Raw genomic sequence first — 15694 nt, forward strand, 5'->3', positions numbered from 1 at the left:
ATGTTAAAGATTGGCGATATCGAAATGAAGAACCAGGTCGTACTTGCTCCAATGGCAGGCGTGTGCAACCCAGCTTTTCGGCTAATCGCAAAAGAGTTCGGTACGGGGTTGGTATGTGCGGAGATGGTTAGCGGTAAGGCCATCGTACATGGCAACAAAAGAACGCAAGAAATGCTGTTTGTTGACGAGCGTGAGAAGCCACTTAGTTTGCAGATTTTCGGAGGAGACCGTGAATCGCTTGTTGAGGCAGCTAAAATCGTGGATCGGGAAACTAATGCCGATATTATTGATATTAATATGGGTTGTCCGGCACCTAAGGTGACTAAAATCGACGCAGGAGCACGCTGGCTTCTAGATCCAAATAAAATTTATGAGATGGTATCAGCTGTAGTAGATGCCGTAGATAAACCGGTTACTGTCAAAATGCGTATTGGCTGGGATAGCGAACATGTATTTGCTGTACAGAACGCTCAGGCCATTGAGCGCGCCGGTGGTCAAGCCGTTAGTATACATGGTAGAACGCGTGAGCAACAATACACGGGTCATGCGAACTGGGATATTATTAGAGATGTGAAACAAGCTGTATCCATCCCGGTCATCGGTAATGGAGATGTGGTTACACCGGAAGATGCACGCCGTATGTTGGATACGACAGGTTGCGATGGTGTTATGATTGGGCGTGGAGCATTAGGTAATCCTTGGATGCTTTATCGGACGATTCAATATTTACAATCGGGTGAACTTGTAGCCGATCCATCTGCAGAAGAAAAGATTAGAATTGCTATACTTCACATGGATCGCTTGATTGCGATGAGAGGCGAGTCTATCGCTGTACGTGAAATGCGTAAACACTTAGCTTGGTACTTAAAAGGATTACGTGGTTCTGCAAGAATTAAAGATGAGATCATGGAAGAAACCAAGCGCGACGAAATGGTACGAATTCTGGAGGATTTTGTATCCGGTCTAGCTGAACAGGATCAGATAGATGAGGAATCAGCAGCGACAGCGACAGTCTCCCAATAAGATCTTTACCAGTGGCAGATGATGGAACCAAGTAACAGTCATTGACATTTTGAAATGGTTACCATATACTTTTGCAGTATAAATTCGACTCATTGGTTAAACTCCGCAGCAGAGGAAGTTCTGATTCCTCAAGTTTTGCATATAGTGTTGTGCGTAGTAAGGGTAATCTATTTCAAATTATTCACATGACAGGAGAATTGTTGAATGGGCGATAAAGAAGTCATTCTTACACTGGAAGGTCTCAAGAAGTTAGAGAGCGAGCTGGAGCATATCAAGTCTGTGAAACGGCGTGAGATTGCTGAACGGATCAAAGTAGCTATTGGTTATGGCGATATCAGTGAAAACTCGGAATATGAAGATGCAAAGAATGAGCAAGCTTTTATAGAAGGACGCGTTATTACACTTGAAAAATTGCTTCGTAACGCTCGTATCATTAACAATGATGATGTTAATACGGATACAGTAGGCGTGGGCGTTAAGGTAATCGTGGAAGACTTGGAATTCAAAGATACGGTAGAGTACCTCATTGTAGGTACAGCTGAATCCGATCCACTTAACAACAAAATATCTAATGAAAGTCCTGTTGGTAAAGCCATTATTGGTAAGCAAAAGGGTGCTGTTGTTGATGTTGTCGTTCCTGCAGGCGTTATTCAATATAAAATTATTGATATCAAGAAGGCATAGTGTTTGAGGATTGTTTTAAAAGGCTTCCTATGGGAAGCTTTTTTTTCGATATAATGGATAGTAACGTATATGTAAAAGCTACATGACTTGAAAAAACCACATCAAAGTAAGTGATCATGAAGGAGATGAAGTACCATGTCTGAAGAAGAAGTGATTAATCCGGAGAATGAGCTTAGCGAATTGTTACAAATCCGTCGCGGTAAATTGGACGAGCTACGTGAAATGGGGATAGATCCTTTTGGATCAAAATATAACAGAACTCATAATGCAGGGGAGTTACTAGCCAAGTATGATACGTCCACGCATGATGAGTTGGAAGAAAACCCAATTGAAGTTAGTGTTGCTGGTCGAATTATGGCTAAGCGTGGTATGGGAAAAGCTATTTTTGCTCATATTCAAGACTTAAGTGGGAAAATTCAGATTTATATACGTCAGGATTCTGTGCCTGAAGTGAAGTTTAATGCCTTCCGCCTACTTGATCTTGGAGACATTATTGGGGTAACAGGTGTCGTGTTCAGAACAAAAACAGGTGAGACTTCGATTAAAGTAAGTGATGTTGAGGTACTTTCGAAATCACTATATCCATTACCCGATAAATATCACGGTTTGAAGGATGTAGAACTGCGCTATCGTCAGCGTTATGTGGATCTGATCATTAACCCTGAAGTACAGCAGACTTTTATCTATCGTTCGCGGATTATTCAATCCATGCGTCGCTATTTAGACTCATTGGGATATTTAGAGGTCGAAACGCCTACCCTGCACACCATTGCTGGTGGCGCTGCGGCGAAACCGTTTATTACACATCACAACGCTCTAGACATGGAGCTTTTCATGCGGATCGCTATTGAGCTTCACCTCAAACGACTTATTGTCGGCGGCCTAGAGAAAGTGTATGAAATTGGTCGTGTGTATCGTAATGAAGGAATGTCCACTCGTCATAATCCAGAGTTCACAATGATTGAATTGTATGAGGCATACGCTGATTATGAAGATATCATGCGTTTGACAGAAAACCTGGTAGCTCATATTGCCCAAGAAGTGCTGGGTAAGACTGTTATCGACTATCAAGGTCAAGAAGTGGATCTAACGCCAGCATGGCGTCGTGTGTCCATGGTTGATGCAATTAAAGAAATAACGGGCGTGGACTTCAATGTCCATATGACAGATGAAGAAGCTCGTAGCTTGGCAAAAGAACACAAGGTTCCAGTGGAGGCTCACAGCAAATTCGGTCATATTGTGAATGCTTTCTTTGAACAGTTTGTAGAAGAGACTTTAATCCAGCCGACATTCATTACAGGACATCCTGTAGAGATCTCACCACTGGCTAAGCAAAAGGTACAAGACCCACGCTTCACCGATAGATTCGAGTTGTTCATTGTAGGAAGAGAGCATGCAAATGCATTTACCGAGCTGAATGATCCAATCGATCAACGTCAACGGTTTGAGTCTCAGTTGAAGGAACGTGAGCTTGGTAATGATGAAGCACATGAGATGGATGATGATTTCATTCGTGCTCTAGAATATGGTATGCCGCCAACAGGTGGTCTTGGCATTGGTATAGACAGACTAGTCATGCTGCTGACTAATTCGCCATCTATCCGAGATGTGCTGTTATTCCCACATATGCGTACTATTAAAGACAATTAATTTAAGCAGAGGGTTCAAGCATCTTATGCCTAGAGATGTCTGAACTTCTATTTCACTCGGCTTCGCTCTCTGTTATTGGAGGACGGAGTCGTTTGTTTTATGGAGGAGATTGGGTCAAATATAAGAAAGTATAAAGTTTCAACTATACTTTGTTTATATTTATACGAGAAATGGTTATCCACTCTTTTAGGACTGCGAAGTTGTTTCTTCTTGTATATAAGGGATAACTCTCATTTATCATTCATTTCAACAGTGCAGCTGTGGTAAATTAATATAATTAAAAAAAGCTTGCACATCACTAAGAGACGTGATATATTATTTATCCGGCCATTAAACGTCGGTCAAAACGAACCAGAAAGCTTAACAATCACATGAAAATGACATTGAAAATAAAGCTTGCATTACTGAGTCGGACATGATAAGATATAGTAGTTGTCGCCGAGAACAACTGGTGATGACGAAAGAGAAATTGATCTTTGAAAACTGAACAACGAGTGAGTAAAGATTTCACGAAAGTGAAGTCAAAACAAATGAGAAATCATTTGGTAGAGAATGTAAATTCTCGCCAGTTTGTTTCAAAATGAGCATATCGCTCTTTTCAATTCTATTGGAGAGTTTGATCCTGGCTCAGGACGAACGCTGGCGGCGTGCCTAATACATGCAAGTCGAGCGGAGTTGATGGAGTGCTTGCACTCCTAATACTCAGCGGCGGACGGGTGAGTAACACGTAGGTAACCTGCCTGTGAGACTGGGATAACTACCGGAAACGGTAGCTAATACCGGATAATACATTTTCTCTCCTGAGGAGATGTTGAAAGGCGGAGCAATCTGTCACTTACAGATGGACCTGCGGCGCATTAGCTTGTTGGTGAGGTAACGGCTCACCAAGGCGACGATGCGTAGCCGACCTGAGAGGGTGAACGGCCACACTGGGACTGAGACACGGCCCAGACTCCTACGGGAGGCAGCAGTAGGGAATCTTCCGCAATGGACGAAAGTCTGACGGAGCAACGCCGCGTGAGTGATGAAGGTTTTCGGATCGTAAAGCTCTGTTGCCAGGGAAGAAGATTCAGGAGAGTAACTGCTCCTGGAGTGACGGTACCTGAGAAGAAAGCCCCGGCTAACTACGTGCCAGCAGCCGCGGTAATACGTAGGGGGCAAGCGTTGTCCGGAATTATTGGGCGTAAAGCGCGCGCAGGCGGTCATTTAAGTCTGGTGTTTAATCCCGGGGCTCAACCCCGGGTCGCACTGGAAACTGGGTGACTTGAGTACAGAAGAGGAGAGTGGAATTCCACGTGTAGCGGTGAAATGCGTAGATATGTGGAGGAACACCAGTGGCGAAGGCGACTCTCTGGGCTGTAACTGACGCTGAGGCGCGAAAGCGTGGGGAGCAAACAGGATTAGATACCCTGGTAGTCCACGCCGTAAACGATGAGTGCTAGGTGTTAGGGGTTTCGATACCCTTGGTGCCGAAGTTAACACATTAAGCACTCCGCCTGGGGAGTACGGTCGCAAGACTGAAACTCAAAGGAATTGACGGGGACCCGCACAAGCAGTGGAGTATGTGGTTTAATTCGAAGCAACGCGAAGAACCTTACCAGGTCTTGACATCCCTCTGAATCCACTAGAGATAGTGGCGGCCTTCGGGACAGAGGAGACAGGTGGTGCATGGTTGTCGTCAGCTCGTGTCGTGAGATGTTGGGTTAAGTCCCGCAACGAGCGCAACCCTTATGCTTAGTTGCCAGCACATTATGGTGGGCACTCTAAACAGACTGCCGGTGACAAACCGGAGGAAGGTGGGGATGACGTCAAATCATCATGCCCCTTATGACCTGGGCTACACACGTACTACAATGGCCGGTACAACGGGCTGCGAAATCGCGAGATGGAGCCAATCCCACCAAAGCCGGTCTCAGTTCGGATTGCAGGCTGCAACCCGCCTGCATGAAGTCGGAATTGCTAGTAATCGCGGATCAGCATGCCGCGGTGAATACGTTCCCGGGTCTTGTACACACCGCCCGTCACACCACGAGAGTTTACAACACCCGAAGTCGGTGGGGTAACCCGCAAGGGAGCCAGCCGCCGAAGGTGGGGTAGATGATTGGGGTGAAGTCGTAACAAGGTAGCCGTATCGGAAGGTGCGGCTGGATCACCTCCTTTCTATGGAGAATCGTTTCCTGCAACGGAAACATTCATATAAGAGTCAAGATAAGACTTATGGAACAATAGATTCCATGAACATTTCCTCACTCGTTGTCAGTTTTGAAAGAGCAATCTTTCAAACATGTTATTTCTCTTGTAGAAATGACTTTGATCCTTGAAAACTAGATAACGAAACGAATTTGCGATTTAGAACATCTTTATATCGCGCTTGTGTTACAACAAGCGTAGTGTAAAAGTAGCAGCGAATTTGATGTGATGATCGATCCTTTGGGAGTTCATTTCAACCTCTAATGGGTTTACTCAATAGATGAAATGAACGGACAAGAGAGCGGACAGCGCAACAAATGAGCGAAATGGTTAAGCTACTAAGAGCACACGGAGGATGCCTAGGCGCTAGGAGCCGATGAAGGACGTGGCGAACAACGAAACTGCCTCGGGGAGCTGTAAGCAAGCTTTGATCCGGGGGTGTCCGAATGGGGAAACCCAGCTGTGGTAATTCGCAGTTACTCATTCCTGAATACATAGGGAATGTAGAGGCAGACCAGGGGAACTGAAACATCTAAGTACCCTGAGGAAGAGAAAACAATAGTGATTCCGTCAGTAGCGGCGAGCGAACGCGGAACAGCCCAAACCAAGGAGCTTGCTCTTTGGGGTTGTGGGACGTCTCACATGGAGTTACAAAGGATTAGGTTAGGTGAAGAGGTCTGGAAAGGCCCGGCATAGAAGGTAAAAGCCCTGTAACCAAAAGTCTAATCCCTCCGAGACGGATCCCGAGTAGTGCGGGGCACGTGAAACCCCGTATGAATCTAGCAGGACCATCTGCTAAGGCTAAATACTACCTAGCGACCGATAGTGAAACAGTACCGTGAGGGAAAGGTGAAAAGCACCCCGGAAGGGGAGTGAAATAGAACCTGAAACCGTGTGCTTACAAAAAGTCAGAGCCCTATTTATGGGTGATGGCGTGCCTTTTGTAGAATGAACCGGCGAGTTACGTTCCCGTGCAAGGTTAAGGTGAGAAGCCGGAGCCGCAGCGAAAGCGAGTCTGAATAGGGCGAATTTTAGTACGTGGACGTAGACCCGAAACCGAGTGATCTACCCCTGTCCAGGGTGAAGGTGCGGTAACACGCACTGGAGGCCCGAACCCACGCATGTTGAAAAATGCGGGGATGAGGTGGGGGTAGCGGAGAAATTCCAATCGAACTCGGAGATAGCTGGTTCTCCCCGAAATAGCTTTAGGGCTAGCCTCGGAAATAAGTCGTGGAGGTAGAGCACTGATTGGGTGCGGGGCCCGCAAGGGTTACCAAACTCAGTCAAACTCCGAATGCCATAGACTCGAATTCCGGGAGTCAGACAGTGAGTGCTAAGATCCATTGTCGAAAGGGAAACAGCCCAGACCATCAGCTAAGGTCCCCAAGTGTGTGTTAAGTGGGAAAGGATGTGGAGTTGCACAGACAACCAGGATGTTGGCTTAGAAGCAGCCACCATTGAAAGAGTGCGTAATAGCTCACTGGTCGAGTGACTCTGCGCCGAAAATGTAACGGGGCTAAACACGCCACCGAAGCTATGGCTTGATGCTTTGCATCAGGGGTAGGGGAGCGTTGTATGCAGGTTGAAGGTGTACCGTAAGGAGCGCTGGACAGCATACAAGTGAGAATGCCGGTATAAGTAACGAAAAGATCAGTGAGAATCTGATCCGCCGAAAGCCCAAGGTTTCCTGAGGAAGGCTCGTCCTCTCAGGGTAAGTCGGGACCTAACGCGAGGCCGAAAGGCGTAGTGGATGGACAACAGGTTGAAATTCCTGTACCACCGTAATCCGTTATGAGTAATGGGGTGACGCAGCAGGGTAGTGACGCGGACTGATGGAAGTGTCCGTCTAAGCAGTGAGGCTGATGTGTAGGCAAATCCGCACATCATTAAGGCTAGGCTGTGATGGGGAGCGAAAATTATAGTAGCGAAGGTCATGATCTCACACTGCCAAGAAAAGCCTCTAACCAGGAGAAGGTGCCCGTACCGCAAACCGACACAGGTAGGCGAGAAGAGTATTCTAAGGCGCGCGGAAGAACTCTCGTTAAGGAACTCGGCAAAATGACCCCGTAACTTCGGGAGAAGGGGTGCCCCGGTAGTGTGAATAGCACGAGGGGGCCGCAGTGAAAAGGCCCAAGCGACTGTTTAGCAAAAACACAGGTCTGTGCGAAGCCGCAAGGCGAAGTATACGGGCTGACGCCTGCCCGGTGCTGGAAGGTTAAGGGGAGTGGTTAGGGGTAACCCGAAGCTATGAACCGAAGCCCCAGTAAACGGCGGCCGTAACTATAACGGTCCTAAGGTAGCGAAATTCCTTGTCAGGTAAATTCTGACCCGCACGAATGGCGTAACGACTTGGGCGCTGTCTCAACGAGAGATCCGGTGAAATTTTAATACCTGTGAAGATGCAGGTTACCCGCGACAAGACGGAAAGACCCCATGGAGCTTTACTGCAGCTTGATATTGGATTTGGGTACGATCTGTACAGGATAGGTGGGAGCCTGAGAAGTAGGAGCGCAAGCTTCTACGGAGGCGCCGTTGGGATACCACCCTGATCGTATCTAGGTTCTAACCTAGGACCGTAAACCGGTTCGGGGACAGTGTCAGGTGGGCAGTTTGACTGGGGCGGTCGCCTCCTAAAGAGTAACGGAGGCGCCCCAAGGTTCCCTCAGAATGGTTGGAAATCATTCGAAGAGTGCAAAGGCAGAAGGGAGCTTGACTGCGAGACCTACAAGTCGAGCAGGGACGAAAGTCGGGCTTAGTGATCCGGTGGTACCGCATGGAAGGGCCATCGCTCAACGGATAAAAGCTACCCTGGGGATAACAGGCTTATCTCCCCCAAGAGTCCACATCGACGGGGAGGTTTGGCACCTCGATGTCGGCTCATCGCATCCTGGGGCTGAAGTAGGTCCCAAGGGTTGGGCTGTTCGCCCATTAAAGCGGTACGCGAGCTGGGTTCAGAACGTCGTGAGACAGTTCGGTCCCTATCTGTCGTGGGCGCAGGAAATTTGAGAGGAGCTGTCCTTAGTACGAGAGGACCGGGATGGACGCACCTCTGGTGTACCAGTTGTTCCGCCAGGAGCATAGCTGGGTAGCTACGTGCGGACGGGATAAACGCTGAAAGCATCTAAGCGTGAAGCCCCCCTCAAGATGAGATTTCCCAATTAGTAAGACCCCTTGAAGACGACGAGGTAGATAGGTTGGAGGTGGAAGTGCAGTAATGCATGGAGCTGACCAATACTAATCGGTCGAGGGCTTATCCTAAAAGTTTCATGAAGTGAAACTACTTCGGAAGCATATGCTGTTTTAACATTGCAAATTCGTTTCGTATCTAGTTTTCAAGGATTAAACCTTGAATATACCGTTTGGTGGCGATAGCGGAGGGGTTCCACACGTACCCATCCCGAACACGACCGTTAAGCCCTCCAGCGCCGATGGTACTTGGACCGCAGGGTCCTGGGAGAGTAGGACGTCGCCAAGCAAAAACCACTGTTGAAGTTATCGACAGTGGTTTTTTATGTTTTCAATGGACTTTTTAATTAAATAGGTGTCCATTCAGGGAGGACACTGTCTCTTATGCATTAAATAAATACGTTGTGATATATTACTATGGTGAACTTCTTGACAGCCCTAACCCCCTTTGCTAAGATGGCAATAATATATTTTCAGAAAATGAGTTTTCAACCTTGATTTATAAGGTTTTTATCCGTTTTAATAAGAACAAGAGGAGGTTCATCTAGGTGCGGAAAGACAAGTTTGGTAAAGAAGGTTTTACTTTTGATGATGTATTGTTGGTGCCTCGTAAGTCTGAGGTACTCCCTAAGGAAGTGGATGTGTCCACAAGACTCAGTAAGCATGTTAAGCTGAACATTCCACTGATCAGTGCGGGTATGGACACTGTGACTGAGGCTGCACTAGCCATCGCTATCGCAAGAGAGGGCGGTATTGGTATTATTCACAAGAATATGTCTGTAGAACAGCAGGCAGAGGAAGTAGACCGTGTTAAACGATCTGAGAGCGGAGTTATTACGAATCCTTTCTCATTGTCAGCGGAACACTTAGTGTCAGATGCCGAACAATTAATGGGCAAATTCCGGATTTCTGGTGTGCCGATTGTGGACGAGCATAATAAACTTGTGGGAATTCTAACGAACCGTGATCTTCGCTTCATACATGATTACAGTATCAAAATTAGCGATGTCATGACACATGATAATCTAGTTACAGCTCCAGTAGGGACAACTTTGCAGGAAGCTGAGGTTCTTTTACAACAGCATAAGATTGAGAAGCTACCTCTAGTGGATTCTAATAATATTCTTAAAGGACTTATCACCATTAAGGATATTGAGAAGGCGATACAGTTCCCGAACGCCGCTAAAGACGCTCAAGGGCGTTTGTTAGTTGGTGCAGCTATTGGTATAGCTAAAGATACTGTAGAACGGACTGATGCTCTAGTTCAAGCGGGTGTAGATGTCATTACAGTTGACTCCGCTCATGGTCATCATATTAACATCATTGATGCGGTTCGTGAGTTACGTGGTCGCTATCCTGAATTGACAATTATTGCAGGTAATGTGGCTACGGGCGAAGCCACTCGTGAGTTGATTGAGGCTGGTGCATCTGTAGTGAAGGTCGGTATTGGACCAGGTTCAATTTGTACTACACGCGTTATTGCAGGTATCGGTGTACCTCAAATTACAGCGATTTATGACTGTGCTAGAGTAGCCGCTGAATATGGTATTCCAGTTATTGCAGATGGGGGCATTAAATATTCAGGGGAGATTACGAAGGCTATAGCAGCTGGTGCTCATGCTGTCATGTTAGGTAGCTTGTTTGCCGGTACAGAGGAGAGCCCAGGGGAATCTGAAATATATCAAGGTCGTCGCTTTAAGGTATACCGGGGTATGGGATCTATAAGTGCCATGAAGCAGGGCAGTAAAGATCGATATTTCCAAGATGATGACAAGAAATTAGTTCCTGAAGGTATAGAAGGGCGCGTAGCTTATATAGGTCCTCTCTCTGATACGATTCATCAACTGATTGGTGGTCTACGTTCAGGTATGGGGTATTGTGGAACAAATGGTTTGGAAGAGCTTCGTAATGATACGCAGTTTATTCACATTACGGGTGCTGGCCTTCGTGAGAGTCATCCCCATGATGTTCAGATTACCAAGGAAGCTCCTAACTATTCTTTATAATATGATGAAGATTAATTTATGGAAAATAAGCCAAGTGGATGGGTCCATCCCCATGCTTTATTGGGGATCCTAACTTCGGATTATTAGTTTTATTCCCGATAATATCTAAAATTATGATAATCTTCTTAGACAGACAGGACGAAATTCGTTCTGTCTGTCTTTTTTTGCTGAATGCCCTGTGTTAGAATAGAACAAGTAATGACTAATTAGGATAGAGGGGAGTTTACAATTCTTTGAAAGCTATGAAAGCAACAAAAAAAAGTAGACGTCAAATGGTTAATAAGAGTATAGCTTCGGTTATGCTATTAAATATGCTTTGTTTATCGGCAATACCCATTACTGCTGTATTGGCGGAGGGTGGAGCAACGACCACCGAGGCTGCTAAAGCTCCGGTTACTGCTAAGGCTGCTAAGATTCCAGAGGTCTCATCTTTAGGGTTAGAAGTAGCATCTGCGGTATTAATTGAGCCAATCACGGGTAAAGTTCTATTGTCTGTGAATGCTGATGAAGCTCTTCCACCTGCAAGTATGACCAAGATGATGACAGAGTATATTGTGGCAGATCAGGTTAAGCAGGGTGTTTTTAAATGGGATGACATCGTAACCGTTAAAGAAAATGCAGCCAAAACAGTGGGCTCTCGTATTTTTTTAGCAGTAGGTGATCAACATACTGTGGAGGAATTGTACATAGCTATGGCTGTGGGTTCGGCGAATGATGCTTCAGTAGCGCTAGCAGAATACGTAGCAGGCTCTGAGCAGGAGTTCGTTAAAATGATGAATGATACGGCAAAGAAAATGGGCATGAAGACAGCCCACTTCATTAATTCAACAGGGCTGGATCGTGCTGATATGCCAGATAAGTTCAAACCTGAGGAAGATGGGGAGGATTTAATGTCTGCTATGGATGCTGCTTTACTCGCTAAATTCATAGTTCAGGATCATCCTGATTTCGCTAGATTTACATCTTTACAATCGTTTAAGTTCCGTGAACGTGATAAGAATCCGATTATTAACTATAACTGGATGCTTGAGGCGAACAAGGATATTACGAACTTCAAAGCTTATGCCTATCCAGGATTAGATGGGATGAAGACAGGACACACAGCTAGTGCAGGTAACTGTTTCACAGGTACAGCTGTAAGAGACGGTATGCGATTGATCAGTGTCGTTATGGGAACCTCTTCAGAGCCAGCTCGTTTCAAAGAGACGAAAAAGGTGCTGGACTACGGATTTAATAATTTTGAGATCAAACAAGTGATTGCTCCGAAGACGATCGTTGAAGGTACAGAAACCGTACCTGTCAAAAAAGGCGTTGAAACGAGTGTATCGGTTGTAACAGATCAAGATGTTAGTTTCATGGTCCCTAAGGGAGCGGATACGACGAAGGTTACCTCTAAAGTAAGCATTATAGATGAATCTAAGCTTGTAGCTCCACTGAAGCAAGGCTCTAAGGTGGGTACCGTCACCTATACTTACAAAGCAGAAGGTATTAGTGACCAGAAGAAAACAGTGAATCTGGTAACAGCTGAAGAAGTAGAAAAGGGTGGATGGTTCCGCTTATTATTCCGTGCTATCAAAGATTTGTTCGTCGACTTGTTTGACGGAATCAAAAATCTTTTTTAATATCATGATAGTAGATTTACAGCTTGGTTCATTGTGTTACCACCCCGATCTTTACAAATATGTACTGGAGGGGATGGATTGAAGATACATTCAGGGGGCGTAAACATGGAAACCGGAACATCGCGTGTAAAAAGAGGTATGGCAGAAATGCAAAAGGGTGGCGTCATTATGGACGTCATGAATGCGGAACAAGCTAAAATCGCAGAAGCAGCAGGCGCGACAGCTGTTATGGCTTTAGAAAGAGTACCTTCTGATATTCGTGCCGCCGGTGGAGTTGCACGGATGGCTGACCCAACAATTGTAGAACAAGTTATGAAAGTGGTTAGCATTCCTGTTATGGCGAAATCCCGTATCGGTCATTTTGTAGAAGCTAAAGTGTTGGAATCTCTTGGTGTAGATTACCTTGATGAGAGTGAAGTACTGACACCAGCCGATGAAGTATTCCATATTGATAAATGGGATTTCACTGTTCCTTTTGTGTGTGGAGCGAAAGACTTAGGTGAAGCATTGCGTCGTATCGGCGAAGGAGCTTCCATGATTCGTACGAAGGGTGAACCAGGAACAGGTAATATCGTTGAAGCTGTTCGTCATATGCGTCATATTAAGGGTCAAATTCGCAAAGTGCAAAGTATGTCGAAGGACGAGCTATATGCAGAAGCTAAGAACCTAGGCGTAGCACATGATTTATTAGTTGATGTACACATGAGTGGGAAACTGCCTGTCGTTAACTTTGCAGCAGGTGGAGTAGCCACTCCTTCCGACGCAGCACTAATGATGCATCTTGGTGCAGATGGTGTATTTGTAGGATCTGGTATTTTTAAATCTGAAAATCCAGAAAAATTTGCTCGCGCGATTGTAGCAGCTACTACCCATTATCAAGATTATAAATTAATTGCAGAAGTATCTAAGAACCTAGGTGCCGCAATGAAGGGTATCGAGATTTCATCTTTGTCTCCTTCTGAACGGATGCAGGATCGCGGCTGATAAGAGAGAAGGTTATAGGCATATGAAGATTGGCGTACTGGCACTTCAAGGTGCCGTAACAGAACATATCCGGAGTGTTACCCTTGCAGGGGCCGAAGGCGTTGCAATTAAACGGATAGAAGAACTGAATGAAATTGAAGGACTTATTATTCCTGGTGGAGAGAGTACGACGATTGGTAAGCTCATGCGAAAGTATGACTTTATTGAAGCTATTCGAGAGTTCTCAGCTGCGGGTAAGCCTATTTTCGGTACCTGTGCAGGACTTATTGTACTTGCCACAACGATTGAAGGTCAGGAAGAGGCTCATCTAGAGTTGATGGATATTACCGTGGCTAGAAATGCCTTCGGTCGTCAGCGTGAGAGCTTCGAGACGGACTTGAAGATTGAAGGAATTGATGAGCAAGTTCGAGCTGTATTTATTCGAGCTCCTCTTATTCGAGAAGTAGGCAACCAGGTGGAAGTTCTTTCTACCTATCATGATGAGATTGTTACTGCAAGACAGGGAAACCTATTAGTCTCTTCATTTCACCCCGAGTTAACTGATGATTATCGTCTACATCAGTACTTTGTAGAAATGGTAAAAGAGTCAATTTCTTAAATTAAAATTATAAATTTGTAAATGGAAACACCTTGACCTTTTGTGGATATTAGCAGTTGTTTCATTAGGGAATACTGCTAATCCCAGAGAATTCTGTTCTGGAAAGCAGATCACTTTACAAGTGGATACATTCCTGGGGCAGTTTCTCAAACAAAGGGTCGAGGTTGTTTTGTGAGGAGGACATGCGTATGTTAGATGTAAAGATATTACGAAACGACTATGAAAGAGTGGAAGAAGCCCTGAAGAATCGAGGTAAATCACTTGATCTTATAGCGGGTTTTCCTAAGCTTGATACAAATCGTAGAGAGCTATTGCAAGAGAGTGAAGGACTTAAAAGTCGGAGAAACACGGTATCAGCTGAAGTAGCTAAACGTAAAAAAAACGGTGAGGATGCGGAAGCGTTAATTATTGAAATGCGCGAAGTATCAGATCGTATTAAGGGATTAGATGAGGAAGTTCGAGTGCTTGAAGCTTCCATTTCTGATTTAACGATGTCGATTCCTAACATTCCACATGCATCTGTGCCTTTAGGTAAATCCGAGGCTGATAATGTTGAAATTCGTCGTTGGTCTGAGCCGAATACGTTTGCTTTCACGCCGAAGGCACACTGGGATATTGCACAGGAGTTGGGTATCCTTGATTTTGAATCAGCAGCTAAAGTTACAGGTTCACGTTTTACGTTCTATAAAGGGTTAGGAGCACGACTAGAACGGGCTCTGATTAACTTTATGATGGATCTGCACAGCAGTGAGCATGGTTTTGAAGAGATGCTTCCTCCTTATATTGTTAATGGAGACAGTTTGCGTGGAACAGGTCAGCTTCCTAAGTTCGAAGAGGATTTGTTTAAGCTACGGGACACCGATTATTATCTTATTCCCACTGCTGAAGTGCCAGTAACTAACTATTACCGTGATGAGATTCTAAATGTTGAGGATCTTCCGAAACATTTCGTAGCTTACAGCTCATGCTTCCGTTCAGAAGCTGGATCAGCTGGTCGTGATACACGAGGGCTTATTCGTCAACATCAATTTAACAAGGTTGAACTAGTAAAGTTGGTACATCCTGAATCTTCTTATGAAGAGTTAGAGAAAATGACAGCTCATGCTGAGCGGGTTCTACAACTACTGAAGCTTCCTTACCGGGTACTTGCACTTAGTACGGGCGATATGGGCTTCTCCGCTGCCAAAACGTATGATCTTGAAGTATGGCTACCAGAAAGTGAAGCATACCGTGAGATATCGTCTTGTTCGAATACAGAGGATTTCCAAGCGCGTCGTGCGAATATAAGGTTCCGTCCTGAAGCGAAGGCGAAGCCAGAATTCGTGCACACCCTGAATGGTTCTGCTCTAGCCGTGGGACGTACATTCGCTGCGATCCTAGAGAATTATCAACAAGAAGATGGAAGTGTGATCATCCCAGATGTTCTTCAACCTTATATGGGTAACGTAAAAATAATTTCTTCAAAAAAATAAGTTGCATATGGATTTTATATATGGTAAGATAATTTATGTTATCGCGTCAACGATATTCAATGAGTGGTAATAATAGATATACTACCTGGAGAGGTACCGAAGCGGTCATAACGGGGCGGTCTTGAAAACCGTTAGAGTGCAAGCTCACGTGGGTTCGAATCCCACCCTCTCCGCCATAATAACTTAAATAACTAGCCATTCTCATTTACTGAGAATGGCTTTTTTGTTTTTGAAATATTAGAAGTATAAACTTTCCAATATTCATCGTTAAACGAATAA

The 15694-nt window shown here is 45.2% G+C and carries 8 protein-coding genes, 1 tRNA gene and 3 rRNA genes; all 12 read left to right on the top strand.

Annotated features, from left to right (window positions below):
• Positions 1-1023, top strand: coding sequence for a tRNA dihydrouridine synthase DusB (gene dusB / locus UB51_RS22465; RefSeq protein WP_044879222.1), 1023 nt, complete (start codon positions 1-3; stop codon positions 1021-1023).
• Between the two features lie 204 nt (positions 1024-1227).
• Positions 1228-1707, top strand: coding sequence for a transcription elongation factor GreA (greA, locus tag UB51_RS22470; RefSeq protein WP_044879223.1), 480 nt, complete (start codon positions 1228-1230; stop codon positions 1705-1707).
• A 135-nt stretch (positions 1708-1842) separates the two neighbouring features.
• Positions 1843-3357, top strand: coding sequence for a lysine--tRNA ligase (lysS, locus tag UB51_RS22475; RefSeq protein WP_044879224.1), 1515 nt, complete (start codon positions 1843-1845; stop codon positions 3355-3357).
• 604 nt (positions 3358-3961) lie between these two features.
• Positions 3962-5517, top strand: a 16S ribosomal RNA gene (locus UB51_RS22480).
• A gap of 358 nt (positions 5518-5875) precedes the next feature.
• Positions 5876-8805 (top strand): 23S ribosomal RNA (locus UB51_RS22485).
• A 100-nt stretch (positions 8806-8905) separates the two neighbouring features.
• Positions 8906-9022, top strand: a 5S ribosomal RNA gene (gene rrf / locus UB51_RS22490).
• Together the 16S, 23S and 5S rRNA genes form the textbook arrangement of a ribosomal RNA operon.
• Before the next feature lie 259 nt (positions 9023-9281).
• Positions 9282-10739, top strand: a complete 1458-nt coding sequence (gene guaB / locus UB51_RS22495; RefSeq protein ID WP_044879225.1) for an IMP dehydrogenase — start codon at positions 9282-9284, stop codon at positions 10737-10739.
• A gap of 233 nt (positions 10740-10972) precedes the next feature.
• Positions 10973-12361, top strand: a complete 1389-nt coding sequence (locus UB51_RS22500) for a D-alanyl-D-alanine carboxypeptidase family protein (RefSeq protein ID WP_445322343.1) — start codon at positions 10973-10975, stop codon at positions 12359-12361.
• Positions 12362-12466: 105 nt separating this feature from the next.
• On the top strand, positions 12467-13345 hold the full coding sequence (pdxS, locus tag UB51_RS22505) for a pyridoxal 5'-phosphate synthase lyase subunit PdxS (RefSeq protein ID WP_044879226.1): 879 nt from the start codon (positions 12467-12469) through the stop codon (positions 13343-13345).
• 22 nt (positions 13346-13367) lie between these two features.
• Positions 13368-13943, top strand: coding sequence for a pyridoxal 5'-phosphate synthase glutaminase subunit PdxT (gene pdxT / locus UB51_RS22510; RefSeq protein ID WP_044879227.1), 576 nt, complete (start codon positions 13368-13370; stop codon positions 13941-13943).
• 188 nt (positions 13944-14131) lie between these two features.
• Positions 14132-15415, top strand: coding sequence for a serine--tRNA ligase (gene serS, locus UB51_RS22515; RefSeq protein ID WP_044879228.1), 1284 nt, complete (start codon positions 14132-14134; stop codon positions 15413-15415).
• A gap of 87 nt (positions 15416-15502) precedes the next feature.
• Positions 15503-15591, top strand: a tRNA-Ser gene (locus tag UB51_RS22520).
• Positions 15592-15694 lie beyond the last annotated feature (103 nt).

Origin of the sequence: Paenibacillus sp. IHBB 10380 (assembly GCF_000949425.1) — a bacterium.
In the GTDB taxonomy this organism is placed as follows: Bacteria; Bacillota; Bacilli; order Paenibacillales; family Paenibacillaceae; genus Paenibacillus_AQ.

Coding starts and splice junctions, on each gene's coding strand:
- dusB (WP_044879222.1), top strand. CDS start 1: ATGTTAAAGATTGGCGATATCGAAATGAAGAACCAGGTCGTACTTGCT.
- greA (WP_044879223.1), top strand. CDS start 1,228: ATGGGCGATAAAGAAGTCATTCTTACACTGGAAGGTCTCAAGAAGTTA.
- lysS (WP_044879224.1), top strand. CDS start 1,843: ATGTCTGAAGAAGAAGTGATTAATCCGGAGAATGAGCTTAGCGAATTG.
- pdxS (WP_044879226.1), top strand. CDS start 12,467: ATGGAAACCGGAACATCGCGTGTAAAAAGAGGTATGGCAGAAATGCAA.
- pdxT (WP_044879227.1), top strand. CDS start 13,368: ATGAAGATTGGCGTACTGGCACTTCAAGGTGCCGTAACAGAACATATC.
- serS (WP_044879228.1), top strand. CDS start 14,132: ATGTTAGATGTAAAGATATTACGAAACGACTATGAAAGAGTGGAAGAA.